General features: G+C 47.8%; 24 protein-coding genes. All 24 read right to left on the bottom strand.

Features of this window, described 5'->3' with window-relative positions:
* Window positions 1–10: 10 nt before the first annotated feature.
* Window positions 11–955 (bottom strand): UDP-glucuronic acid decarboxylase family protein, encoded by a 945-nt coding sequence (locus CCE91_RS02980; protein WP_086433769.1) that lies wholly within the window; start codon window positions 953–955, stop codon window positions 11–13.
* The gene (locus CCE91_RS02975) at window positions 956–1,750 is read right to left on the bottom strand and encodes a glycosyltransferase family 2 protein (RefSeq protein WP_157984141.1); all 795 of its coding nucleotides are present in this window, start codon (window positions 1,748–1,750) and stop codon (window positions 956–958) included.
* A complete protein-coding gene (locus CCE91_RS02970; RefSeq protein WP_086433767.1) occupies window positions 1,747–3,057 on the bottom strand; it encodes a glycosyltransferase in 1,311 nt (436 codons plus the stop codon). The genes CCE91_RS02975 and CCE91_RS02970 overlap by 4 nt, the downstream gene beginning before the upstream one ends.
* Window positions 3,054–4,223: a hypothetical protein gene (locus tag CCE91_RS02965; RefSeq protein ID WP_086433766.1), complete on the bottom strand. Its 1,170-nt coding sequence runs from the start codon at window positions 4,221–4,223 to the stop codon at window positions 3,054–3,056. Before CCE91_RS02965 ends, CCE91_RS02970 begins: the two co-directional genes overlap by 4 nt.
* 87 nt (window positions 4,224–4,310) lie before the next feature.
* Window positions 4,311–5,291: a Wzz/FepE/Etk N-terminal domain-containing protein gene (locus CCE91_RS02960; RefSeq protein WP_126797176.1), complete on the bottom strand. Its 981-nt coding sequence runs from the start codon at window positions 5,289–5,291 to the stop codon at window positions 4,311–4,313.
* A gap of 196 nt (window positions 5,292–5,487) precedes the next feature.
* Entirely contained in the window at window positions 5,488–7,623 is a 2,136-nt protein-coding gene (locus CCE91_RS02955) for a YjbH domain-containing protein (protein ID WP_198677989.1), read from the bottom strand.
* Window positions 7,620–8,543, bottom strand: coding sequence for a capsule biosynthesis GfcC D2 domain-containing protein (locus CCE91_RS02950; RefSeq protein WP_086433764.1), 924 nt, complete (start codon window positions 8,541–8,543; stop codon window positions 7,620–7,622). The genes CCE91_RS02955 and CCE91_RS02950 overlap by 4 nt, the downstream gene beginning before the upstream one ends.
* Complete coding sequence (locus CCE91_RS02945; protein ID WP_268802168.1) at window positions 8,544–9,266, bottom strand: YjbF family lipoprotein; 723 nt, start codon at window positions 9,264–9,266, stop codon at window positions 8,544–8,546.
* Window positions 9,267–9,398: 132 nt separating this feature from the next.
* The gene (locus tag CCE91_RS02940; protein WP_086433762.1) at window positions 9,399–9,659 is read right to left on the bottom strand and encodes a hypothetical protein; all 261 of its coding nucleotides are present in this window, start codon (window positions 9,657–9,659) and stop codon (window positions 9,399–9,401) included.
* A 152-nt stretch (window positions 9,660–9,811) separates the two neighbouring features.
* The gene (locus tag CCE91_RS02935; RefSeq protein ID WP_086433761.1) at window positions 9,812–10,627 is read right to left on the bottom strand and encodes a mechanosensitive ion channel family protein; all 816 of its coding nucleotides are present in this window, start codon (window positions 10,625–10,627) and stop codon (window positions 9,812–9,814) included.
* Between the two features lie 24 nt (window positions 10,628–10,651).
* On the bottom strand, window positions 10,652–11,428 hold the full coding sequence (locus tag CCE91_RS02930; RefSeq protein ID WP_086433760.1) for a type II secretion system protein N: 777 nt from the start codon (window positions 11,426–11,428) through the stop codon (window positions 10,652–10,654).
* Window positions 11,425–11,979, bottom strand: a complete 555-nt coding sequence (gene gspM / locus CCE91_RS02925) for a type II secretion system protein GspM (RefSeq protein WP_086433759.1) — start codon at window positions 11,977–11,979, stop codon at window positions 11,425–11,427. The genes CCE91_RS02930 and gspM overlap by 4 nt, the downstream gene beginning before the upstream one ends.
* Window positions 11,976–13,217, bottom strand: coding sequence for a type II secretion system protein GspL (gene gspL, locus CCE91_RS02920; protein WP_086433758.1), 1,242 nt, complete (start codon window positions 13,215–13,217; stop codon window positions 11,976–11,978). Before gspL ends, gspM begins: the two co-directional genes overlap by 4 nt.
* A 31-nt stretch (window positions 13,218–13,248) precedes the next feature.
* Window positions 13,249–14,256, bottom strand: coding sequence for a type II secretion system minor pseudopilin GspK (gene gspK, locus CCE91_RS02915; protein ID WP_086433757.1), 1,008 nt, complete (start codon window positions 14,254–14,256; stop codon window positions 13,249–13,251).
* Window positions 14,253–15,311 (bottom strand): type II secretion system minor pseudopilin GspJ, encoded by a 1,059-nt coding sequence (gene gspJ / locus CCE91_RS02910; protein WP_234996248.1) that lies wholly within the window; start codon window positions 15,309–15,311, stop codon window positions 14,253–14,255. Before gspJ ends, gspK begins: the two co-directional genes overlap by 4 nt.
* Window positions 15,298–16,233 carry a type II secretion system minor pseudopilin GspH gene (gene gspH, locus CCE91_RS02905; protein WP_086433755.1) on the bottom strand — a complete coding sequence of 312 codons (936 nt, stop codon included), beginning with the start codon at window positions 16,231–16,233 and terminating at the stop codon, window positions 15,298–15,300. Before gspH ends, gspJ begins: the two co-directional genes overlap by 14 nt.
* Window positions 16,233–16,964, bottom strand: a complete 732-nt coding sequence (gene gspI / locus CCE91_RS02900) for a type II secretion system minor pseudopilin GspI (RefSeq protein ID WP_234996247.1) — start codon at window positions 16,962–16,964, stop codon at window positions 16,233–16,235. Before gspI ends, gspH begins: the two co-directional genes overlap by 1 nt.
* Window positions 16,957–17,412 (bottom strand): type II secretion system major pseudopilin GspG, encoded by a 456-nt coding sequence (gene gspG, locus CCE91_RS02895; protein WP_086433753.1) that lies wholly within the window; start codon window positions 17,410–17,412, stop codon window positions 16,957–16,959. The genes gspI and gspG overlap by 8 nt, the downstream gene beginning before the upstream one ends.
* A gap of 43 nt (window positions 17,413–17,455) precedes the next feature.
* Window positions 17,456–18,703: a type II secretion system inner membrane protein GspF gene (gene gspF, locus CCE91_RS02890; RefSeq protein ID WP_086433752.1), complete on the bottom strand. Its 1,248-nt coding sequence runs from the start codon at window positions 18,701–18,703 to the stop codon at window positions 17,456–17,458.
* Between the two features lie 3 nt (window positions 18,704–18,706).
* On the bottom strand, window positions 18,707–20,224 hold the full coding sequence (gene gspE / locus CCE91_RS02885) for a type II secretion system ATPase GspE (RefSeq protein ID WP_086433751.1): 1,518 nt from the start codon (window positions 20,222–20,224) through the stop codon (window positions 18,707–18,709).
* Between the two features lie 2 nt (window positions 20,225–20,226).
* Window positions 20,227–22,392, bottom strand: a complete 2,166-nt coding sequence (gene gspD / locus CCE91_RS02880; protein ID WP_407681272.1) for a type II secretion system secretin GspD — start codon at window positions 22,390–22,392, stop codon at window positions 20,227–20,229.
* Window positions 22,393–22,397: 5 nt separating this feature from the next.
* Window positions 22,398–23,354 (bottom strand): type II secretion system protein GspC, encoded by a 957-nt coding sequence (gspC, locus tag CCE91_RS02875; protein ID WP_234996246.1) that lies wholly within the window; start codon window positions 23,352–23,354, stop codon window positions 22,398–22,400.
* Window positions 23,355–23,464: 110 nt separating this feature from the next.
* Window positions 23,465–23,854, bottom strand: coding sequence for an RNA-binding S4 domain-containing protein (locus CCE91_RS02870; RefSeq protein WP_198677990.1), 390 nt, complete (start codon window positions 23,852–23,854; stop codon window positions 23,465–23,467).
* 49 nt (window positions 23,855–23,903) lie between these two features.
* Window positions 23,904–24,722, bottom strand: a complete 819-nt coding sequence (gene hslO, locus CCE91_RS02865) for an Hsp33 family molecular chaperone HslO (RefSeq protein WP_086433750.1) — start codon at window positions 24,720–24,722, stop codon at window positions 23,904–23,906.

Here is a 24,722-nt window from a genome sequence, read left to right as displayed (position 1 = left end):
TAGACCCAAGTTAACTTTTTGACTTCAATAACGTGTCAAAGTAATCAATTGTCTTTATAAGTCCTTCTGTAAGTTTAACTTCAGGACTCCAGTTAAGTTTTTCTCTTGCCAAAGAGATATTTGGTTGCCGCTGCTTTGGGTCATCCGACGGAAGAGGCAAACTAATCAATCTCGATGTTGAATTAGTTAAATCAATAATACTCTTAGCGAGCTCTTTAATCGTGAATTCAGTTGGATTACCTAAATTGATTGGACCTATAACACCATCATCTGTGGCCATCAATTTTAAAAAGCCACTAATAAGATCATCAACATAGCAAAAGCTACGAGTTTGAGAACCATCACCATAGATTGTGATATCCTCGCCTTTCAAAGCCTGTATTATGAAGTTACTTACTACTCGACCATCATTAGGATGCATTCGTGGGCCGTATGTATTAAATATACGTGCAACCTTTATCCGTGTCTGGTGTTGTCTGTGGTAGTCAAAAAATAATGTCTCAGCACAGCGCTTTCCCTCATCATAACAAGATCTAATTCCGATAGGATTGACATTACCCCAGTAAGACTCTTGTTGCGGGTGAACTTCAGGATCACCATAGACTTCGCTAGTTGAGGCTTGAAATACCTTGGCTCCGGTTCGTTTAGCGATTCCTAAAACATTAATTGCACCGTGGATGCTAGTTTTTGTTGTTTGAACAGGATCACGTTGATAATGAACCGGAGAAGCTGGGCACGCCAGATTAAATATCTCGTCGAACTCACCATAGTACGGCAGTGTAATATCGTGTCGAACAAACTCAAAGTTCCGACATTCTAGTAGATGCTCAACGTTTCTTTTATCACTGGTATATAAGTTATCTAAACAAAGAACGTCATGCCCCTGCGATACAAGATTTTCACACAAGTGAGAACCTAAAAATCCAGATCCTCCAGTTACAAGTATTTTCTTCATTTACATAGCCTTTTTTAATAATCTGAAGTAAATCGACTGAACAATATAACTAAGGAAAAGTACGGGCATAAAAAGTGTCAAAAGCTTATTTTCTTTTTGTAATGCCTTTGTAATAACCCGTGCCACTTTCCTAGCCTGTTTTAATTTACCACGTGAAATTGACCCTGGTAGAATCCTGTAAGCAATTAAAGGCGACAAGATTTTAATCATCCTAATGTTATCTCGCGCTAGCTCTAGCCAAAGGGCATAGTCTTCAACGGCTACGTACCCTTTATCTCGATTGAAGTTATATTTGGCTATGATGTCACGTCTGACTAAAACGCTTGAGGTTGGAATAACATTTTTGAACAATAAACTTCTGAAATTTAGAGTCTTAGTTCGAAATTTATTTCCGCAGTATTCATTAACATAACTCGACTTGTCACCTTTAAAGTCATATGTCTTTGAACAAAGAAAATCTACATTACATTCTTTTGCTATCGTTAATTGTACGGATAGCTTTTCTGGAGACCATAGGTCATCAGCATCTAAAAACGCTAGCCATTCTCCTGACGCATTTTTAATGCCCGTGTTACGCGGAGTAGCAGGTCCACCCGTATTATCATCTAACTCGATGAGATTAATCCGGGAGTCAGACAACATTATCTCTCGAATGTATTTTACAGTGTTGTCTGTTGAACAATCGTCTACAACCAGAATCTCAAAATCTTGGTGTGACTGGTTCAGAACCGATTCAATCGTGGCGGTGATATATCGCTCCGCATTAAAAGTCGGAATTACTACGGATACTTTCAATATTTGCTCCTTAATCTCGAATCGGGTAAAGCCTTGATAATTTCTTCCCAGGCATCCAGTTGCTTCGGCTCTGAAAAAAACGCGGCGCGTTGCACTGCATCTTGTCTTAACGCCGAGTACTCCTCCTTTTCCAGCCTCAACGCATCGGAAACACCTTCTGTCCAAATACGTTTGATCTTATCAAAGTCGTCCCATTTCTCGTTAGGAAGCAACGGCAACAGGAAACCTCCTGCGCCAGTTACCTTTTCTTCAACCTTACGGTCTAAAGGTATATCTAATATTTCCCTTGGACCCACGGGGCAATCTGATGATAAAACGGGTGTTCCAACACACAAAGCCTCTACGAGGGCATTTCCAAACCCTTCCCAAAGCGAAGGAAACACGAAATATTTTGCGCGGCTCAGAATTGCAAAAGGGTTTTCCACAAAGCCGGTTACTATAACATCTGCGTGGTTGAGATTTCCAGATGTACACCGCGTCAAATCTACCAGTTCCAAACTTAATTTCCGTGAGAGACTAACTAACTCTTCCTTTAACGCACCATCACCAACGACGACATATGTTGCGTCCAAGTTCTCGGCCTTCAAACCGGCTAAAACATGAAGAAAATTTAAGTGACCTTTCTGCTGCTCGATCCTCCCAACCGACACTAAACAAGGCTTTCTAACCATCAGATCATCTAACAATGGAAAGGCTGAGTACTTCGTAGCTTTAACAGACATTTTTGATACGTTATAGCCATTATAAATAACAGATACATTAAAATCTTTTTGAGCCTTAGCGGACGTATCAAAAAAATTCTCGTCGAAATCCATTCGAGCCGCTTTAGATAAAAAATCTAAATGATCAAATTTTCGCGACGATGTAGCCAACAGTCGCCGGTAGATGAAAGCGAACCTGCGGCCCCAAAAACTATCCCGGCCCGACATCAAATGTGAGGACGTATGATTTCTAAACGATGCTATACAAGGAAACTTCAAGAACAACCTAGCAAAGCCAACATACAGAATAGGCCGTTCTAAAAAGCCAATATAGCAAGCATCATTTTTCTTAATATATCTAATCAAGTTAAACAACTGCATAAACGACGAAAGGAGCTTTAAGAACTTGTTCGCTTGACCTTCCAAAGAAGAGAGTGTTTTAACCTCTATCTGGTCATCAATTATATATTGCTGGCGACTTTCTAATGTCAATATTGAAACCTTGTAGCCCCTATTCAGAAGTCCATGGGAGAGTCTGACAACAACCCCCTCGGCACCGCCTCCGTGAAGTGATGGAAGCACAAATACGATGTGTTTCGTTTTCATGATGGTAACCTTCGGGTACCTATTGCAAGTATTAAAATGTAAAAAATTGAGAGGCGCATTTGCTCGTTAAAGTTATTGCCAATTGAAAAAACAGGAACTAGCAGCATAAATATGAAACAAGCAAGATATAAATCTATTGATTCTTTTTCTTTTCTCTTTCTCGTAATCTTAATTAAGAGGCTATATAGACAAACTAAGTACGGTATTATAAAACCAAACAACAATCCAGAAACACCATACCTAAATATGTAAAACGCATATGCTGACTCAACATGTTCCATTATATTCTTAGCCGGTCCATGTCCAAAAATAAAGAGCAGTATATTACTAGTTCCTAACTGAACTGCAGTTTCAAATTGAACTATCCGAGTGGTCGCACTACCCAGTTCACCACTATTAATCATATGCAATAACCCCGAAACCAAATATTCATACTCCTCAAAAAAAATGTATAAATATAATGCTAAAGACATTAAGAGCGCGAGCATTACGAATCCAATAAATAAATAACGGATGCGAATATTGAACCGACTCAATTGAGAATAATTTGAGAGAAAAAGCGCGAAACCAGAAGCGGTTAAGACAAAGAAAATAAATGGGAAAAATACGGATCTAGACTGAGTTAGCGATATCAAAATAACAGCCAGTACAAAGAGAGCAATATATTTAAAACTTCGATTAAATGAAAGAACTAAAAAGTATGTTGCTAAAAATGCTGTAAAGTATGCGTAGTCATATGGATTAACAAATGGGGCAGAAACTCGATATGACCTAATATTGTGTGATTTAGTATATAGATTTAAAACCAAATCTGATATCCGAGAGAAATGGAGTATTGCAAAAACAGATAAAATGATAACTGCTAATAAAAAGAATCTATGCAAAGCATAAGGTGCAGAGTAGCTATTACTAAGAAAAAATGAAAGACTAAAAAAAGTAATCAAATATAAGATAGGCTTGTGCAACTCAACTATGTCACGAAAAGAAACATCCACCCCATGCAAAACTCCAACAGACATGCTCGTTGGTATGATTACTAAATAAGCCGCTAAAGAGAAAAAAACAAGAGCCGCTGCTCCCCCTATAATCTCAACACGATATAAATTCGCAATTAAGTACGAGCAGACTAATATTATTATAGTCCCATTTACTATAGCAACTTCCATGCTACCAAGCAGATTATGAAACCCTGGCAACAAAAGGGCAGTAAACAGAAGAATATATAAGTAACAGTTAGATACACGCAAAGTAGGTTAAATACTCCGACTGATATCTTTATGCTTAAGATAGTAATATCTTGTAATAGAAATAAAAATACTTAAAAACAATCCAAATAAAGTAACAACGCCGACAATTAAAATACGATTTGGAGAAGAAGGTCGCTCAGGAACCAACGGAGTATCGATTATTTCAAAAACATAATCATCTTTTACATCAGCAAACATAAGGACTTTTGTTTGCTCTTCAATTAAACCGTAAAGAGCACTTCTAAACTCGGTTATCTGATTCTTAACTAACTGCTCCTCTAAGAAGCTTATACTTTTTTCGGCTTCTAAAATATCCCTAGACTTCATTCTAGCGTTTAGCTCGGATACAAGTAGCTTTAACCAAGAAGCTGCGATTTCTGGCGACCTGTGATGTAGAGATAGTGAAACCAATCCTGACTCTCGAATTATTTCGTGTTCAATTCCCCGTTTTAAAGCTTTAGCAGCCGATTGATTCGATGGCTCACGACCACCAAATTTTTCATCTGACCAAGTATTGTTTGATTCGTCAAAGTACTCCGGGTCGTATTTCAAAGTCCTCGTTTGAGGATCGTAACTTGCTACGGCAAACAACTTTTTCTTCAAATCGTATTTGTTAATAAAATCAATTAAGAAGTCGTTAGAAGTAAGAATAGCAAGTGCTAACTGAGATTTATCGACTTGGTTTTGGCCCAAGTTTAAGCCAGCCATTGACGCAATGCCTCCGAACTGACCAGTTAAAGCTGAAAGATCGCTATTTGACTTCTTATCCGAGGGAGCTAGCAACGCTTGTGCGGTATACTCCTTATCCATTTGTGAACTTAGCACTAACGAAACAACCATGAGTAAAAGCGTAGTAAATAGAATGACATACTTGTAACGCCACACAGCGGAAAAGAGTTCAATTACATTGACATCCCCATTGCCATGAGCATTTTGAGATTGAAAAAATTCTTCTTTTTTATTAGCGTAGTCTTCATTTATTTTCATAGCGAATAGCAACCCAATATTAGCTTTGAGCACTCATGATAACGAATCATTCGGTGCAATTATTTGCGTATACATAAATTAAATAAACTGGTTATTCTCTTTTTCCATAACCAGATACCATTATTTCATTTAATCAAAATCTTATAATATGCTTATACTTTCTGGAGCATTCGCCAAAAGACATCTTACAACTTTCTCAATAAAACGGGTTTCGACTTTCCGTACTATGGTACAGCGAAGTCGACCGATGTAACATCTGCCCACCGTCGCGCGTTAGCGGCGACCAGCCCACTGAGCCTCGACCTGTCGTGTTACCCATGATCATTAAGTCGAACGGTATGCTTATATAAAAGCCTTTGGTAAAACTACCTTCACCGTACTCTTCGGCTGAAACATTGGTTTTTGCTGCATAAGCACCAACTATCATACCGGAATCAAATTTGTGTTCGAATGCCACCTGTACGCCGTTATCTTTGGCCAAGAATCGGCCTGCGGAAACTCGCAGCAAGGTGTCGGGTAAAAACTCTGGTTTCCAGTAGCCGGTTACATGGCCGGTAATAGTTTCGTAATCACGAAAGCCTAGGTGGCTTTCAAAGCTACGCTGTTTAACTGCGTTAATGTCTACCCCAATGGCGTAGTTTTTATCGAATGGACGATACAATACTTCACCACCTACGCCACCAAACATACGCTCTAAATAACCGCCATATATTGAGGCATACCAATCATTTGAAATCTGCTCCATATGGCTAATTTGTAAATCGCGCAACCAAATATCGGACTGCTGAACATATTCCCGAATATAGGTTCTTACCCGGGGCAACTCAGAGTCCTGACTGTCAACGTTAAAGTTAAACTCATCAAAGTTTGTTAATAAGTTAGCCCCAAAAGTAGCTCGAATATAGGTATTGTCTGCTAACTTAAAACTACTACGGCCTAGCAGTTTCAGTTGATACATATAAAATGTTTCGGGGTTACCAAAAGATTGCTCCACTACCGGTGTTAGCTTAAAGCTAGGCCAGGTTAGTGCGCTTTCTGGCTCATAGAATGGCTCGGTGTTGTGCCAATCGTTTAAGTTAGGATCCACCCTTGTATAGGAACTTTCAATTTCGCTATCAAATTTGCGGCGTTCAACTGCTACTCTAAACTCACCACGATCAACGCGAGTACTTGCTAGCTGCATGTTGCCGCTGGTGTCTATAAATTCAAAAACTTTAACTTGTTCAGGTGTTTGGTTTATTAACACCCGCGCAGCTCTGTCAGTGCCCTCTTCGTGGTCACGGTATCGCGCCTGGCGACCATATAGCTGAAGCGTCTGGTTATCATCAGTTAGCTGCATTCGGGTCACATATGTGCCACTTTCTTCCCAAAGCTCACTTCGCACCTTTGTGGCTGCTTCTTCATCCGTAAATTCGTCGATTGAACGTTGCGCAGGCGGCTCGGGGGCAACTTTTGGTTTATGCGGTTTTAGCTGCCCTAACGTCATAAAGTTAGTCCGCAGGGTAAAACCAAACATAAGTGTGTTACCGCGCTCATAACTAAGCTTTAGCTGCACGCCATCACTAATCGCGTAATCGGCACCAATATTCCAGGGCGAGCTTTGTTCAACGTCAACCAGTGCGGGCTCATTTAAATAGTTATTAGAATCGTATTCCAGCTTTAGAATCAGCTCAGGCCAGGGCGTTTGATATTCTACGCCACCGAAAATCGCTGCATCACCACGAAACCATTTATCAACTTCGAAGCTACCACCAGTTCCAGAAAATCCTGCATCTCGTTCACAAAACGTATCGGATATATCACAAAAGGGGTTACTGATGTTCCCATTCTTGCCTAAATAGCCCCAGCCCATGCCCAGGGTAAAATCAAACGCGCCCACGCGCTTGCTGGCAGCAATAAATTCACCGGCAAATTTGCCCGTTCCGGCCATATCGCGAAAACCAACGCTTAACTCTGGAACCCAATAGCTTTCTTCAAGAAGCCGAGCTTTTATGTCTACACCCCGGTCTTTATAGGTTTGGTCATTACTAAAATCGGGATCACTGCTGAACAAGCGCGTGCGAATATCGTTGTATCTAATAGTAGTTTCTAACCATGGGAACAATTGTAAATTAAGCGCCATGCGCCGGTATTCTTCGTTGTCGTAATAGGTAAAGCTGAACTCGCCATCGTTGTCCATACGAGCCGTTGGTGTTTGCATAAGCCCAACACCACCGAAGTCAGAATGCGTTTGCCGACTTTGCATACCAGATTCCCACCACTGTTTCGCATTGGCGGTATTTATTGAAAGCGCGAAGCTTGCTACCAAAATATATGTAATTGGGTACTTCATAACGCGACATTCCAGTATTTGGCCAGCTCAGCAAGCTGTTGGTTTATTTGCTTATATTGTTCAGGCAATTGGTTTTGTTGAAAACCCAGCACCCAAATACCGCCAACAATGGCGGGTTCGCCGCTGGCATTGTAATAAGCTATAGGTACCTGCTGAACAGCACCTGCCAGATTTATTTGCCATAAGTGACTATTACTGGCACCGGGTAAACTAAACTCGTTTAACCTTACTTTTCTGACCATGTCGCGAACTGACAAGTCCGCAATATAAGGGGCTTCAATAACTTGGTTTACTGCACCTATTACATACCAGTGCGGCACGGCGCCTTCGGCATGCTCTGGTGATATAAGGAAGCTGTAACCACCGGCCGGCAAGTAAGGATTGTTGTTTATAGAAATTCGGTTAGAGATACGTATTTGATCTAAGTATGCGTATAGGGCTGGCTCTACCGTATCAATACCAGACTGGCGCATACCGGTTATTGCCGTGTCTATTCGACCCACAAATTCGGCACCAACTACGGGCCACTGAGCTACCTGCGCAGCAACGCTTGAAGCGGTAGCCGCAAGTTCCGGTTCGCTCGCAGCTTCCCAATAACTTGCCAGCTCTTCTAACTCGCTTATAAGCCGTTGCTGTTGCTGTTTTACTTGTTCTTGCTTGCTGGAGCTAACTAACCGCGTAGTTGGCCAGTAAGGCGTTAACGGCAGCAAGTTTGACTGCATAGCCGCCTGATACACGCTTAATAAATTTGGGGACTCGTTAAAGTCTAACCGTTGCTGCTGACCATTTTTAATGATGTACACACTTACAGCTATATTTTGCTGTTGTTCTTGCTCTTGTGCATACGCATAGCCCGGAACTAGCTGAGCTGAGCTAAAGGCTACTGCAAACCCAAGGAGATACTTAAAGAATGCTGACATTTACATATCCCCCACGTAGGCTTTTACTTCTTCGGTGGTAATAAAGCCTAGTTCGGGCGAGAACCATTGACGTGACTTCAGCACACGGCCCGTTTCAGCCTCTAACCAAAAGGTATTTTCAACTTCAAAATCACCTGGCTGCACGGTTAAAGCTTCTGTTAATTTTACAGCTTCGTAAGTGTTTTCATTCGGTAGGGTTATGCTCTGCCTGGTCATCTTCTGAAAATCAAAACGGCCAGTAATTTCCAAACGCTGATTGTTATTTTGTATAGGTGAACCAATTTCAATGCTTCTAACCCAATTCGCAGAACATGCAGATAGATCCACGTTTTCGTCTTGCGCATCGCGTAATTCCTTGCGCACACAGGCTATAGGGTCTGATTGAAGGTTGCTAACAAACTCAGGACCACCCTGAATGTTACGTGTAAACACCACTCGGCCATAGCGGGTGGCTATTACTTCGTGCGGCCCCGCCGCCCAACTTAACAGGCCATTGTCGTCGTAGTTCAGAACCATTACCGCACGTGGTTTGTCTTGCAACTGTATATAACTGGCCGCATAGGAAAGCTCCGAAATTTCTTCCGGAGTTAAGGTTATATCTTCAGGCAACACAAAAACACGCTTGGTAGTTTCTAGCGCATCCTGAAAACCTGAGTTACATCCGCTTAACGTAACTAATAAAAGTAGCGCCAGCGCCCTTTTTAAGCTTGGAAAGTAGTTCAACAAGAGGGAAGCCCTGAGTGATTATTTTTATAACGCAAAGGTAGCACTTTTTTACAGGCAAAAAAATACCGCAGTTGTTAAACTGCGGTAATTTTAGTGTATTTGCAAAGGCCCTTGCGGACAATTTACAAATTAACCACCAGTAGTGGTAGTAGTACCAGTTACCGGAGGGTCAACTGGGTCAACTGGGTCAACTGGCTCTGGCTGTGGTACGTCAGTGTCGCCTTGCTCAGCTGCAACAACAACTAAAGCGAATCCGCCAGCTGCTGCGCCTGCAACGCCTACTGAACCTAAGCCGAAAGTGCCGCTGTCCGCAGTACCAGCTTGTTGTGCCATTGCACCTGGCGCTGACGCCATAAGTGCTGCAGCAAATAATGCAGTTAATTTCTTCATAAAAAACACCTCAATGTGTACTCGTGTAATCGATTGGCCAATCGCTCTGTAGGTATTCACTTACCTCAGACGATTAGCAAATACGGTAGCAGCTTTATTTCTACCTGTAAAGCATTGGTTGTTGGTAGAAAAACAGTTTTTACTACAACTGTTTAGTCTTTGTAAAAGTGTATGTCCATTTGCGGGAACGGAATAGCAATCTCGTTCTTATCAAGCGCCATTTTTATTTCGCGGTTTAAGTCCCAGCGGGTTGGCCAGTAATCGCCTACCTTCACCCATGGGCGCACGATAAAGTCGACCGAAGACGCACCCAGTTCGTTCACCTGAATGTTCATTGCCGGCTCTTCCAATATGCGCGGATCGGCTTTTAACACTTCCTCTAACACTTCTTTGGTTTTCCGCAAGTCAGCGCTATAGCTTACACCCACTACCAAATCAATACGGCGCAGTTCTTCGCGGCTGTAGTTGGTAATGCTGTCGTTGGTAATTTGTGCGTTAGGTACAAACACTACTTTGTTGTCTGGTGTTTTTAAAATGGTTTGGAAAATCGTAATAGACTCAACTGTACCTGCTACGCCGCCAGCTTCTACATACTCACCGGCACGCATGGGGCGGAACATAATAAGCAGCACGCCACTGGCAATGTTGCTCAGTGAGCCCTGCAAGGCCAAGCCAATAGCCAAACCAGCGGCACCTAATATGGCAATAAAGCTGGTGGTTTGCACGCCTACATGCGACAACGCCATAAGTATGGCGGCAATAAATATAACTGACTTAACTATGGCTGCCATAAAGCTAACTACGGCGTTGTCCATTTCGCGTTTGCGCATGCCATTGCCCATTACCCTGGCTACTGTGTTGGCAATAATACGGCCCGCAATAAGTATTAACAGGGCAACCACAAACTTAATGGCGTAGCCAATAAGTACTTCTTGATTTTCAGTAATCCATTGCAGAGTCGAGTCCATGTTTAACCTCTTTATCTTTTACAATTAAAGTTTAAATGCGAAATTGTAGCGGCCCTGGGCGTCTGGTTTACCCACGTACACCAACAATTCAGTCACTTTTTCGGGTGCTTCTGGTTTTGGCTGCAGACTACCGGCTATAGTGCTTTGGCTGCGGTTTATAGCCGAGTCCAGCATTAAGCCCATCATGTTGTCGCCGTTCATGAGCACCGTAACGGCACCTTGGTTACAACCCAAGTTTAACTGGTAGTTGCCCAAGTCTTGCCAGTTTTGATTGATTTTTAAGGCCACTTGCTGCCCGCGCACTTGCGCCTGCAGGGTTTTACATAGGTTAGTACCACCCTCGGGCTGAAAGCGATCAATTTGCGCTTGCCAGCGGCCGTCTACAGTAAGCGGCGCTGGAATGTTGAAGGTACTAATAGAGTCAGCAATGCGCCCGCCTAAGTCGGCATCACTAATGGTGACGCCACCGCGGCCTGCGGTTAGTATCAGCTCGCCGCTTACTACGTTGTTTAGTTCAGGCAATTCCAAACTGGTGTGCAGTTGCCCGGTTAACAGGCTCCAGAAGCTTAAGTCCCAACTCACGTTATGCAACCGCAGAGCTTTTGGGGTATTGGGTAGTTCTACGCTAATTTGCCCGGCCTGCCCTTGCCATAAACTGCCAGTGACGTCGTACACCGCAATGCCCTTAGGTAAGGGTGCTAAATGCAGCAGCCGCGCCGGCGCTGTTACTAACAGTGCAATAAGGAAAAATAGAACTAATATGGTCGCAAAGCCAAGCTTCTTACTAGCACCCTGCATCATGATGCGGCCTCAGATAGTTGTAACCGACGCACACGAACCTGACCCTCGGTATTGGCCTCGGCTAAATCCAGTTGCTGAATTTGCACGCCCGCCTGAGTTTGTAGCTGGTGTAACAAACGTAGCAGCTTGGCAAAGTCGACCTCGTCCGTAACCACTACTAAGTCATTACCCTGCGGCTGAGTGCGGTTCACGCTAATTTGTTGTTGCTGGGCCAGCCTGGTAAAGCGCTGGGTAAGTGTACCCTGCACTTGCTGACCACTGAGCTGGCTGGCACCACCGGTTAAAGCTTGGTACTGCGCTGTTTTGTCGCGCACCCAGGTAAGCAGCTGCTGCTGGCCCTGCACACGCAGTTCAGCCTGAGTAACGGCATTGCTTAGCGGCGCCCAAATGGCGAAATATAAAATACCTATTACGGCTACTATTAAGCCGCTTTTTACCAGTAGTTGTTCGCGGGCGTTCAGGCCCTGCCAATGGCTTTGGCCGTGTGCCTGCCACAGGTTCTTCACTGGTGTGGTAACTTTTTCGGTTATGTTGGTGATGGCTGTACTCATACGGCACCTCCCGCTGAGGCATCGGCCCAGGTAACGGTAATAGCACCAGACACTTGCTGGTCACGCTGGCTTACCTGCCCCTGACTGACCCGAATGCGACCACTTTGTTCGGCTAGCTGCCGGAAAGCTTCCAGTTGCTCAAAACTCTTGCCATTTACCTGCAAGCGCAGTTGGCCGTTGTCGTATCGCATCAATTCTAATTCCAGTTCTTCCTGCGCAGCAAAAGCTGGCTCCAGCTGTTGCAGCAGTGCCAATACACCTTCCTGATTGCCAGTGCCCTGCACTTGTTGCAGGTGCTGATTCAGCTGGCTGCGCACGTTCACAATGCGCGTTTCATTCGGGAAAGTTTGTTTGTAGGTTTGCTCTATTTGCTGGCTAAGTTGTTCTTGCTGGCTGTTTAAGCTTACCAGTTGAGTAATTTGCAGGCTTAAGCCCAGCACCGCAACTACGCCAGCAGCAATCGCCAGTGGTGTCCAGTTGTGCTGACTGCGCTGACGTTGCTGCTTCTGGCGGTACTTGCCCTGCAGTAAATCAATGCCGCCACTGCTTTGGCCAACTACTGTTAGCGGTACTTCAATGTCGGCGGCCTGCAGTAACGCCGGAGGTTGCGGCCAGTTCAGGTCGCCGTAATGTACTATGGCTTCCGGCATACTTTCTGGTGTTAAGCTGTCGGCCACCAGTTGGCTGGCTAACTGTTCAAACAACTGGGTTTCAATAGCAAAGCCGCTCCAGGCACCGGTTCGTACCAGAGTGTCACCGCCGGTAAGCTGCATGGCCTGCCACTGCTTCGGCTTGTAAGGAAGCATAAACACGTCGGGTAGCATGCGCTTGGGCTGAATACCGGCTTGTTTAAGCCACTGCAGCCAGGTTTGCATTTGCGTGTGTGCCACTACAGCTACCGGCAGCTCCGGCTGCTTTGATTTTTGCGGCCAGGCAAAGTGCAGGCTGTCGATGTCGCTGGCTAATTCTTCTTCCAGTGCGTATGGCACCACTTGATTCAAATGGCGCTGCGCACCACTAGGAATGCTGATTTGACGCAAAGCGATGCCGTGGCTGGCCACGAACACCGTGGTTTCGCGGCTGGCGGCTTTGTCGCTAAGCTGGCTTAGTTGTTCAGCCGAACTTAGCTCACCGCTGGCAATAAGCTCGCCCGCGGCGGCGTCCCAAATCAGCCAGTGGCAGATTTGGTTGGTGCTGGCTGGCAGCCTTATATAAAGTCGTTCGTTCGCTTTGCTCATGTTGTTATTCTCGTTTTAATTCGTAGCGGCATTAGTGCATACCACGGTATAACACCGTGACTTCACTACCATCAACGTTAATAATGCTGGTTGCGGTTTGGCTTAACTGGCCAAAGCGAACCCGGCCACGCAGTTCAAAATACTCACTGGTTAAGCGCAAATCGTCAAGGGCAGTTTGTTGTTCCCCAGCTTCCTGGGCTTCACCAGATTCGTTTTGCAATGCGGCCTGCACCGCTGAATTTTCAGAAAAATCAGTTATTTTATTGTAGCCGTTCTCGGGCCGTTGCTCTATAAGCTCGGCCGCTTCACTTAGTGCCAACCGTCCGCCAAACAGTGCAGTGAGCACTTCTGGTTGCTGCACGGTATTAATATTCACCTGGCCGTCACTGTTGGCTGGTATGGCACATACAAAGGGTAATACTTTTTGATAAATTTCGCGGGTGAAGCCACGAATTAAGCGCAGTTCGCTAATATGAGCCAAGGGTGCATTGGCCGTCCGGTATGGGGTAGGCAGTGACTCATAGTCCGGATCTTCAGCGCCATAGGTACCACTAATATTGGTGTCGCGGTCTATCCAGTCCACAATGCTGTCGACCATTACGTCGGCATTGTAGTCGTCTATTTGCAACGCCAGAAATAGGTTTTTGAATTGTTCTTTACGGCGCTCCTGACTATTGGCGGTGGCATTGCTGCTACTAGCGTCCAGCGCATTTACATTTAGGCAGCTGCGTAAATCACTAATGCGCCCTTCAATGGTGCCCCCTTCTACCGGAAACACGCTGTTTTGTTGGGCCCAGTTCTGGCCCAAATTCACTTCGCCGTCGCTTTGTTCCAGTTCCATTACTAGCACTTGTTTCACCAGGGCTTCGGCGCTGTGCAAATACCAGTAGGCTTGCTCGGAGTCCTGCAGGTTTTGGGTGCGCAGTATTTGCAGCTGCAAACGCCCACCCATGGTTACTGCTAAGGTTGAAACTAAGGCAACCACCAGTAACACCATGATTAAGGCTACGCCCTGTTGTTTTTGCGGGCGCGAGATCATTGCTCTTGCTCCGCTTGCTGGTCCTGTTCTATGAATTGACCGCCATTGAGTTCGAATACCCGGCGTATTTCACCAAAGTCTTCAGTTTGCATGGTCATTTCAATAGCCAGCGGGAGCCAGCCGCTGCGGTTCCACTCGTCTTGCCAGTTTGGCGCGGTGTTAGTGGTGTCGGCAATAAAGCGAAAGCGCAGTTCGGGAACGCCTTGCATAACTACTTGAATGTTTGGGTCGGCACCTACCTGATCTACATAGGGGTAGCTGATGCGTTGCAGTTGGTCGTCGTAAATACGGTACACCACGGGTTGCAGCGCGCTGCGTGGAAACATATCGCCGGGATTCTGCCAGCCAGTTCGCACAAAGCCTAAGGTGCCGCTGTCGCTGTTGGTCAGGTCGCGGTCGGTGGTTAGGTACATATTAGCGTCGTCACCCTGAGCGCCGCGCACGGGCCGGGCCACTATTTGGCGAATGTCGCGTTCCATAATCAGCATGGCGTACTGCAGTTTTTCCAGCTCGCTTTGGCGGGCGCTGCTTTGTTGTTCGGTGTTAATCATGCCGTCTACCACCTGGTAGCTGGCCATGCCAATAACAGCGAATATCATCATGACTACCAGCACTTCCACCAGCGTAAACCCTGATTGACCGCGGCCGGAATGTGCGGCTGTGGCACACGTAGCCTGACGTTTTACGTCAGGTGAGGTGGTGGAACCGACAGAGTTGGTTGTCGCATCGCACGAAATCGTTGGTTGCGGGATCGCACCTGCGGTAGAACCGCAGGCTACAACATTGGCACACGTAGCCTGACGTTTTACGTCAGGTGAGGTGGTGGAAACGACAAGGTTGGTTGTCGCATCGCACGAAATCGTTGGTTGCGGGATCGCACCTGCGGTAGAACCGCAGGCTACAACATTGGCACACGTAGCCTGACGTTTTACGTCAGGTGAGGTAGTGGAAACGACAGGGTTGGTTGTCGCAACGCGCGAAATCGTTGGTTGCGGGATCGCACCTGCGGTAGAACCGCAGGCTACATCCACCCGACGCTCATTATAATTCAGCACGGGTAACCTCCAGGTTGAAGCCATCCACGCTTTGTACGTGCCAGGTAGAGCCGGGCTCTTCCCGGTCGCGAATATTCAGGCGGAACCGGGGTAACTGGCCGCTTGGAAAAATAATCAGTTGGGGGGTTATTTGATCGTTGCGGTCGTCTTCTTCAGCAAACAAGCCACCGCTTAGTTGTTCTTCCTGTTCCATTAAATCAAGGTCGGCGCTTTCAACCGTAATGGCGTGGTTCCAGGGAATGTCGAACTTTTCGAAACCACGTTCGGTAACGCCCTGCCAGCGGCCGTTTTCACCTAACTCGGGTTGCCAGCTTACGAACTGGTAGCTTTCTTCCTGAATATGCAGGCCCATGGTGGCCTGACGAACTAGCGCGTATTCGCGGGCGTATTGCAGGCGGTAGGCCAGGTTTTGCGCGGTTTCCTGCGGGGTTTTACCACCAGGGCTGGACAGCGTGAGGGTAACCCCCAGCGCCAGCAAACCCACAATGGCCATAACCAGCATAATTTCGATTAACGTAAAGCCGCTAGCACAGCGTACCGATGCCGCATTTGGTGCCGCATTCGATGTCGCGTTTGGTGCCGCATTCGATGCCGCGTTTGTTGTAGCCTGACGTTCCACGTCAGGTGGGATATTGGATACGACAGGTGCGGTTGTCGCATCAGACAAAATCGTTGATTGCAGAACCTCACCTGCGGTAGAACCGCAGGCTACAACATTGGCACACGTAGCCTGACGTTTTACGTCAGGTGGGGTGTTGAATACGACAGGTGCGGTTGTCGCATCGGACAAAATCTTTGGTTGCAGGATCGCACCTGCGGTGGAACCGCAGGCTACAACAGAACCGCAGGCCGCATGAGACCCAGCGCCGCAGGCAACAACAGCGGAGCCGTAGGCGACGTCATTATTCTGTGCGCAATGCATTAGCGCCGCCCTACGTAGCGGGTTAGTGAGTACACACTACTGTCGTCTTCCTCGGTGAACTGGCGGTCGCTTACGCGTATGGTTACAGCGCGAAAATCAGACATGGCGGTTTCTTGTACTTGTTGCTGCCAGAACCATTCTTTGTCGCCGTTGCGTTCGCTTCCGGTTTGGTTGTTGGCGGGTGGCCAACGGGTGCTCAGGCTAAGTTCGGCTAAGCGATTAGCAGCCACATAGCGAGCAAAGGTTTTGTCCTGAATAAAGCCAACGCTATTGAGGTTATCGGTGGCAGCTTTCACCCCCGCCAGTGCCGCCAGGCCGAATATGGACAGCGCCAGCATAACCTCAATTAATGTAAAACCAAGGGTCCTGCGTTCGCCCGTAGCCTGATGTTTTACGTCAGGTGGGGTGTTGAAAACGGCAAGGGCGGTTGTCGTATCGGGCGGAATCGGTGGATTCGAGATCGCACCTGCGGTAAAACCGCAGGCTACATCAAACCCGGAAACATTGGCACACGTAGCCTGATGTTTTACGTCAGGTGGGGTGTTGAAAACGGCAAGGGCGGTGATTGCATCGGACATTGTTGTTGGGTTCGATATCTCACCTGCGGTAGAACCGCAGGCTACATCAAACCCGGAAACATTGGCACACGTAGCCTGACGTTTTACGTCAGGAGGGATAGCCGGCATCGCACCTGCGGTAGAACCGCAGGCTACGTCATTCCTTTCAGTCATTCTGGCCTATCATCCAGTTGCCGAAGTCGTCGTCGGTACCGGTTTGGTTGTCAGGGCCTGCCGAGAAAATGTCTACGTCGCCGTACTCACCCGGGTTCAGCAGCAGGTAGTCATTACCGTATGGGTCTTGTGGTAAGCGCTGAATGTAACCGCCACGGCGGTAGTTACGCGGGCTTGGTCCAACGGTAGGTTCATTTACCAGCGACTCCAGGCCCTGCTCGGTAGTTGGGTACATGCCGTTGTCCAGGCGGTACTGCGCCAGCGCATTTTCCAGCGCTACCATGTCAGCCACCACTTTCTGGCGATCGGCCTGTTCACTAGAGCCAATAACGTTCGGCAGAATAATACTGGCCAGCACACCAATAATGGCTACCACCACCATAACTTCGATGAGTGAGAAACCAGACTGGCCAGTTTTGCTAGCCGCAGACTTTGAAATAATACTCATGATAATTCCTCGTTAATAACGCTATTACTACTGCTGTGTAAGACTACAAACCAATGCTTTGATTCAACTGCAAGATCGGCTGAATAATAGCTAACACAATAAATAAGACAATACCGGCCATAGTTACAATAAGAACCGGCTCAAATATTTTTAAGCTAATGCTGACCAGGTTTTCAAACTCGCGGTCCTGGTTGTCGGCGGCCCGGCCTAACATTTGTTCCAGCTCGCCACTTTTTTCACCCGCAGATATCATGTGCAACATCATAGGCGGAAACAGTTTGGTTTGTGCCAAGGCTGCCCGCAATGACGAACCCTCGCGTACCCGGTCGGCCGCATCACTAACCGCCATATGCATAGCACGGTTGCTAAGTACGGTGGCGGTAATACGCAAGCCTTCCAGCAGCGGTACCGCCGAGGCACTTAAAATGCTCAACGTACGGCTGAACCGCGCAGTGTTTACCCCACGAATAACCTTACCAAACAACGGCATTCGCAGCAGCCAGGCATGAAATTTATCGCGAAACGCAGGCTTACGTAGTGCTTGCTTAAACACAATGAGCGCCACCCCAATCAGCAACAGCAAATAAATACCGTAACCACGCAGGGTTTCACTAATAGCAATAAGTGCTGTGGTAGTCGGCGGCAGTTCTTGCCCCAAGGTGGTGAACTGCTCGACAATTTGCGGCACTACCGACACCAGCAGGAATACAATAATACCTACAGCCACCAGAGTTAGCATGGCTGGGTACACCAGCGCTTGTACCAGTTGGCTTTTCATATGCTGGCGTTGTTCGGTGTAATCAGCCAGGCGGCTTAATACTTCGTCCAGATGGCCCGAGCGTTCGCCAGCACCCACCATAGCGGTATACAGGTTGTCGAATACACGCGGATATTCGGCCATGCTTTCCGCCAGCGAGTAGCCTTCCACCACTTTGCTGCGCACTGCCATAATAAGCTTTTGCAGGCGCGGCTTTTCGCTTTGGTCGGCCACCGCCAGCAAGGCTTGTTCAATAGGTAAGGCGCTGCCTACCAGAGTAGATAACTGACGGGTAACTAGTGCTAAGTCGGACGCGCTAACGCCACTACGAAAGGAGCCACTGGACAGCCAGCCCAACCGGGCGCGATGTTCTTCGGCAGTGCCGCGGTCCTGCTCCGCAGCTAAGTCTACCCGAATCGGCATTAAGCCTTGTTCGCGCAGCTGTTGACGCACCTGACGTACGGTGTCGGCCTCAATAATGCCTTTCTTTTTGCTGCCTTTGGCGGTAACCGCCTGATATTCAAACGCTGCCACGATTTATTCCTCGCGCGTTACACGCAATACTTCTTCGAGCGTGGTGACCCCGGCTTTTACTTTGTCTAAACCGTCATGACGAATGCTGGGCGCCTGTTTACGCACATACTTCTCAATTGACTGCTCGCCGTGCCCGTTGTGAATGAGTTCGCGTACTTTTTCGTCCACCAGCAGAAGTTCGTGAATGCCGGTACGGCCGCGATAACCGCTTTGATTGCAGTGCTCGCAGCCCTTGGCGCGATAAATAGTAAAGTCGCCCTGGGCATCACGCTCGGCGCTGGTTACTGACAACACCTGAGCTTCTTCGTTGTCGGCCAGGTGCGGCTCTTTGCAGTGCTCACACAAGGTTCGTACTAAGCGCTGCGACAATACCGCCAGCAAACTGGAGCTGAGCAGAAATGGTTCTATTCCCATGTCTTCTAACCGGGTAATAGCGCCCGAGGCGGTATTGGTGTGCAAGGTAGACAACACTAAGTGACCGGTTAAACTGGCCTGCACCGCAATATGGGCAGTTTCCACATCGCGAATCTCACCCACCATGACTACGTCGGGATCCTGTCGCAAAATAGCCCGCAGGCCACGTGCGAACGTCATGTCTACCCGCGGATTCACCTGAGTTTGGCCGATGCCTTCAATGGCGTACTCAATTGGGTCTTCCACCGTCAGAATATTACGGTCTTTGGAGTTAATTTCGCTTAAGCCGGCATACAAAGTGGTACTTTTACCCGAGCCCGTAGGGCCGGTTACCAGAATAATACCGTGTGGCTTTTTAATCAGTTCGGCGAATAAGTCGCGATGATCCTGAGTCATGCCCAGTTGACCGAGGTTTAAGCGCGCATTGTTTTTGTCCAGTAACCGCAGTACCACGCGTTCGCCGTGATTCGACGGCATGGTAGAAACCCGCACGTCTACTGCCCGGCCTGCAATTAGCAAGCTAATGCGGCCGTCTTGCGGAATACGCTTTTCGGCAATATCCAGCTGCGCCATCACTTTAATACGTGACACCAGCAGCGAGCTTAACTTGCGGTTCGGGCGAATAATTTCACGCAACACGCCGTCAATACGAAAACGTATCAGCAGATCTTTTTCAAAGGTTTCAATGTGAATATCTGAAGCGCCCTCTTTAATAGCTTCGCTCAACATGGCGTTGATAAGCTTGATAATAGGCGCGTCGTCTTCACTTTCTAATAAGTCTTCGGTTTGCGGCAGCTCGTCGGCCAGGCTAAACAGATTGCTCTCATTACCAATATCTTCCATCAACTGCTTGGCTTCGCTGGAGTCGCGCTGGTAGGCCTGAGTTAATAAGGCTTCGAAGTCACTGTCGCTGTGCTGTTGCAACTCAAACTGCTGGGCCAGAATACGGCGCACTTCCAGCAAGGTTTGACCGCTGATGTCACTACGGCAATGTACCACCGGCGCTTCGCCTTCGTTGTGTTGGATAACCACACCAAAGCGCTTCGCAAACGCAAAAGGTAAGCGTTTGGGAACTATGCTTGAAACCAGCTCAGCCACATCAGTCATGCTTAGTCCTTCACCGGTTGGTCTTGCTCACCCTCAGCCTGCTCAGCTTCGCGCTGCGGCGACTCAATGCCTTTTTCCTGCAGGTATTCATCAAAGCTTGGTGGCAAAGTAAGGTTGCCGTTCCATTCCGGCATTACCGGGCTGTCGGTGTTTGGCATTAAATCAATGCCATCGGCACGGCGTTTTAACTGCTCGGCACGCATGTAGTTGTATTTGGTGCCACTAATAGCCTGGGCTTCGTTGCTACTGCGCACAATACGGGCGCGCAGGAAAATCATGAGGTTACGCTTCTGTTTACTGGTAGCGGTAGAGCGGAACAAATGCCCTAATACCGGAATGTCACCCAGCAATGGAATTTTAGACACGCTTTCTTGTACGTCTTCATCAATTAAGCCGCCCAGCACCACGGTTTCGCCGTCTTCAGCCAGCACCACGGTTTTCAGTTCACGTTTATTAATGGTGATATCTACCGAGGTTGCGCCGCTTAAGCTGGAAACTTCCTGCTCAATAATCATTTGTACGGCATTACCTTCGTTAATTTGCGGGGTAACTTTCAGTTTTATACCAATGTCTTCACGGTCTACCGTTTGGAATGGATTTTCGTTGTTGCCACCCACGGTTGAACCTGTGATTGTTGGTACGCTTTGCCCTACCAGGAAACTGGCTTCTTCATTGTCCAGCGTCATAATGCTGGGCGTAGCCAGAATGTTGGAGTTGGTGCTGGTGCTAACCGCCTGCAAAATAGCGCCCCAGTCGTCTTTAATCACACCGAACATCATGCCGTTTACGCTACCCAGAAGCTCTGCCAGCAGCGACACGTCGCCTTGCTGATCGGGTTCGCGGGTGGTAATTAAGTTACCGGCGTTATCAATACGTTCTGTTACTGAGCCTTCCTGCGTACGGGCCTGATAAGCACCAGCGGCTAATTGGCCAATAGGTACCTGGTTACCGTTGTTATACTGCACCATGCCGCCGTCTTCGCTTATCCACTGCAAGCCTAAGTTAACGCCATCGCCTTCCATTACTTCCACAATAATCGCTTCTACGTGCACCTGAGCACGGCGGATATCTAGCTGACGAATCACGCTTTCCAGCGAAGCAATTAAATCGGGCTTGGCGGTGATAACCAATGAGTTACTGGCTTCGTGCGCGCTAATGCTGATGTCCTGCCCCAGCGCACCGCCGCCGGACGGACGACGGCGTTGCACATTCGCTGCCTGGCCACTGCCACCAGCACCTTCCATTTCTGCCTGAATGGACTGGCTAACGCCCTGCAGCACCTCAACCAGCTCTTGCGCATTGGCGTATTTCAAATAATAAACCCGGGTGTTACCTTCGGTTTTTAAGTCTTTGTCTAACTGACGTACCAACTTAGAAACTCGCTCACGAGCGCGCGGCTCGCCGCTGATAATCACGCTGTTGGTGCGCTCGTCAGCCACTACTTTAGGAATCAATAAATCAGGTGCATTGGCGTCGGCTGATTTGTCGTACAGGCTTAGTGCAATACGCACAATTTCCGAGGCCGATGCATACTGCAGTTCAATAATTTCAACGTTGCGGTCACCAGCTAAGTCTACCCGTTCTACGATTTCAGTTAAGCGCTGCACGCGCTCGGCGTTACCGGTAAGGATGATAACGTTAGAAGGGTCATAACTAACGGTGTTACCACCGCCAGCCTGGTTGTTTAACTGACGAATCAAGGGTGCCAGTTCGCGTACGTTTACATTTTTCACCTGAAGTACGCGAGTAACTATAGTGTCACCGCGCAATTGCTCGCCTTCTCCGACAATAGGTGTCGCAGCATTTTTGGTGTCTTTATCAACAATAACTTTTACGATGCCCGATTCCATTTCAATGGCGGCAAAGCCGTACACCTGCAGCACGTTCTGGAAAAACTGCCAGTACTGGCTGGCGGTCATCACGTCATAGCTACGCACGTCAATGCGGCCTCGCACCTGCGGATCAATAATAATGGTTTTGCCCAAATTACGGCCCACCACCTGAATAAACTCGCTGATTTCGGTGTTCTTGAAACTGGCGGCGTATTCTTCCTGCTGCGCATTTTGTTGTTGTGTATTTTGCGGCGCGGCAACGGCAGTAGCGGCATGCATACCTGTTAGGCTAAGTAGCAGCGCAAGTGTCAGTTTGTTGATTGGTTTTGGCATCATAAAATTTATTCCTGTGCGGCCGGTAAGCTAAATACCAGCTCTATGTATTCTTCATTACGCAGCACGGTAATAGACACTTCACTGCTGGTTCTTAATTCTTCGGTGGCAGACATAGCCGAGCTAATGTCGGTTAAGTCGTAGCCGTTAATTGAAATAGCCAAATCGCCGGCCTGAAATCCTGCCGCGCGGAACAATTCCGGCTGCTGCCCCGGCGCTAACCGGTAGCCAAGTAGTTCACCGTCTTGTTGCATTGGTGAAATATTTACGTAACTGAATAAGTTGCTTGGCTCATTAGCCACCGCAGCCAGTTGCTCGGATAACTCAGCGTCGTCACGATTGTCTACTTCGCGGCTATTACTGCGGTTAGCGGTATTCGTGCTTGCATTGTTGCTCACGCTGTTTGCCATAGTAAGTGACAAACCTTCGCTCAGCTCGCCAATGCCTTCCAGTTCAAGCGTTTCAATGCGACCGCTGTTGTCGAGAATAACACGGTCAGCGTAAATTTCAGTGATGGTAACCCGGGCATTGGTAAGGGTGTCGCCAACCACGTAAGTTTGCTGATTAGCGCCTTGCTGAATAATGGCTGCCGAACGTTCCGGATTACTACTGGCCGACACCCCCACTAAGCGCACATTCAACTGAGTTTTAGGGGCATTTAATGCCTGCGCCTGAACGCTTTGCGCGGAGCTTTCACCAAACAAATGCAAATTCGTCAGACTGGAAATATTTACGCTGGGCGCACTGCTTTGGCCGCTGCCAGCCTGGCTACTTGGCGCTGCAGTACCCGCCGGTGCTGCCGGTGACGCGGGCGTGGCTAACAACCATACCCATTGTGCCAATAGCCATACGGCCACCAACGCCAATACCACCACGCCAGCCTTTAATAAACGGCGTTGTAAGGTAGCGCTGTCGGTTGCTCCGCCAGACCAGTTCACACTTCGGATTGAAAATTTTGTGACCACAGGATTACTTTATTTTAGTTTTATAGTGTCTCGGCATTCTATCGTGATAGGCCGAGGGCAACAATCGTTTAACAATATTCTTTTGCTTACCTTTTTATTCGCACTACTACTTACATTTCATTCTTAAATTTACGCAAATCGCGACGCTGCTTTTTGTCGGGCTTGGTAGCCGGATGCGGATTCAGATGCGCGTTTAGCTTACGCAGTTCTGCTTCCTTTTCCCGCCGCACTACCGAAGCTTCCGTTTCCTGATAAAGCTTCTGCGCCTCAGGTGCATTGCGGCGCACGTCACTTACCTGCAGAACTTCCACTTCCATAATGTCATGCCCGCGCGGAAACTTCAGCAGATTACCCACCGCCACAGTCCGTGACGGCTTACAACGCTGCCCGTCGAGCAATACTTTACCCGACTGTACCACTTGCCGCGCCAGTGAGCGGGTTTTATAAAACCGCGCCGCCCATAACCATTTATCCAGTCTTACTGATTCAGTCATAGCCATCTTGTGCCAAATGAACCTAGGTTAGCTGAGCTTAGGTAAGTAAACAAACTTAGGTAAACACGTACTCAGCTAAACAATACTCGCAAGTCATTACAATTTGACCTTCCTCGCGAAGAATTTCTTCTAATTCGGTTGGGTCTACTGCAGCCAGTGCATCGGCAGTACGTTCACGCGAACAGCCACAGAAGAATTCGACGCCCTGTGCCGGATAGAGTTCCACCTGCTCGTCATGATATAAGCGAGTAAGTACTTGCTCACCCGGCAGCGTAAACAATTCAGCGGCTGTCATGGTTTGCGTTAGGTGCTCTAAGTGCTCAAAACCAGCTAAATCAGTACCCGCTGAAGGCAACACCTGCAGCATCATACCGGCCGCATGCTCGCCATCGGCGTGCAACCACAACCGCGTATGCAACTGCTCAGACTGGCTAAAATAATTTTCTAAAATAGCAGCAACGCTGTCTTCATCAGCGCTGGTTACACCCTGGTAGCGCTCACCCTGGTCTGGCGTTAGGGTAATAATCAGCTGCCCTTTACCTAATAACTCGCGCAAGTCAGTCTGGTCGTCGCTAATTTCCTGACGCACCCGTGCAACACCGCGCAACCGCTGATCGTGATAACCGTTCACCGAAATAAAGTTCAGCGGTCCGTCACCCTGCAACTGCACGCCAATATGACCTTCAAATTTCAGTGTGGCAGTAAGCAACGAGGTAGCGGCCATGAGCTCGCCCAGCAAACGCTGCACTGGGGCCGGATACTCGTGCCCTTGCAGCATACGCTGATAGCTGGAGCTAAGTTGCACAAGCTCGCCACGCACGTCTTGGTCAATAAAGGTATAACGCAACAGCTGGTCGGTTGGATAGGTAGACAT

Source organism: Pseudidiomarina planktonica (assembly GCF_900177775.1).
Taxonomy (GTDB): domain Bacteria; phylum Pseudomonadota; class Gammaproteobacteria; order Enterobacterales; family Alteromonadaceae; genus Pseudidiomarina; species Pseudidiomarina planktonica.
This window is presented reverse-complemented; position numbering and strand designations above follow the sequence as displayed.

What these genes read in the sequence shown, in the direction of transcription:
- CCE91_RS02935 (WP_086433761.1), bottom strand. Translation starts at nt 10,627, where the DNA reads ATGGACTCGACTCTGCAATGGATTACTGAAAATCAAGAAGTACTTATT.
- CCE91_RS02870 (WP_198677990.1), bottom strand. Translation starts at nt 23,854, where the DNA reads ATGGCTATGACTGAATCAGTAAGACTGGATAAATGGTTATGGGCGGCG.
- gspG (WP_086433753.1), bottom strand. Translation starts at nt 17,412, where the DNA reads ATGAGTATTATTTCAAAGTCTGCGGCTAGCAAAACTGGCCAGTCTGGT.
- gspL (WP_086433758.1), bottom strand. Translation starts at nt 13,217, where the DNA reads ATGAGCAAAGCGAACGAACGACTTTATATAAGGCTGCCAGCCAGCACC.
- gspI (WP_234996247.1), bottom strand. Translation starts at nt 16,964, where the DNA reads ATGACTGAAAGGAATGACGTAGCCTGCGGTTCTACCGCAGGTGCGATG.
- CCE91_RS02980 (WP_086433769.1), bottom strand. Translation starts at nt 955, where the DNA reads ATGAAGAAAATACTTGTAACTGGAGGATCTGGATTTTTAGGTTCTCAC.
- gspE (WP_086433751.1), bottom strand. Translation starts at nt 20,224, where the DNA reads ATGACTGATGTGGCTGAGCTGGTTTCAAGCATAGTTCCCAAACGCTTA.
- CCE91_RS02965 (WP_086433766.1), bottom strand. Translation starts at nt 4,223, where the DNA reads ATGGAAGTTGCTATAGTAAATGGGACTATAATAATATTAGTCTGCTCG.
- CCE91_RS02950 (WP_086433764.1), bottom strand. Translation starts at nt 8,543, where the DNA reads ATGTCAGCATTCTTTAAGTATCTCCTTGGGTTTGCAGTAGCCTTTAGC.
- CCE91_RS02930 (WP_086433760.1), bottom strand. Translation starts at nt 11,428, where the DNA reads ATGATGCAGGGTGCTAGTAAGAAGCTTGGCTTTGCGACCATATTAGTT.
- CCE91_RS02940 (WP_086433762.1), bottom strand. Translation starts at nt 9,659, where the DNA reads ATGAAGAAATTAACTGCATTATTTGCTGCAGCACTTATGGCGTCAGCG.
- CCE91_RS02955 (WP_198677989.1), bottom strand. Translation starts at nt 7,623, where the DNA reads ATGAAGTACCCAATTACATATATTTTGGTAGCAAGCTTCGCGCTTTCA.
- CCE91_RS02960 (WP_126797176.1), bottom strand. Translation starts at nt 5,291, where the DNA reads ATGAAAATAAATGAAGACTACGCTAATAAAAAAGAAGAATTTTTTCAA.
- CCE91_RS02970 (WP_086433767.1), bottom strand. Translation starts at nt 3,057, where the DNA reads ATGAAAACGAAACACATCGTATTTGTGCTTCCATCACTTCACGGAGGC.
- gspM (WP_086433759.1), bottom strand. Translation starts at nt 11,979, where the DNA reads ATGAGTACAGCCATCACCAACATAACCGAAAAAGTTACCACACCAGTG.
- gspD (WP_407681272.1), bottom strand. Translation starts at nt 22,392, where the DNA reads ATGATGCCAAAACCAATCAACAAACTGACACTTGCGCTGCTACTTAGC.
- gspH (WP_086433755.1), bottom strand. Translation starts at nt 16,233, where the DNA reads ATGCATTGCGCACAGAATAATGACGTCGCCTACGGCTCCGCTGTTGTT.
- hslO (WP_086433750.1), bottom strand. Translation starts at nt 24,722, where the DNA reads ATGTCTACCTATCCAACCGACCAGCTGTTGCGTTATACCTTTATTGAC.
- gspK (WP_086433757.1), bottom strand. Translation starts at nt 14,256, where the DNA reads ATGATCTCGCGCCCGCAAAAACAACAGGGCGTAGCCTTAATCATGGTG.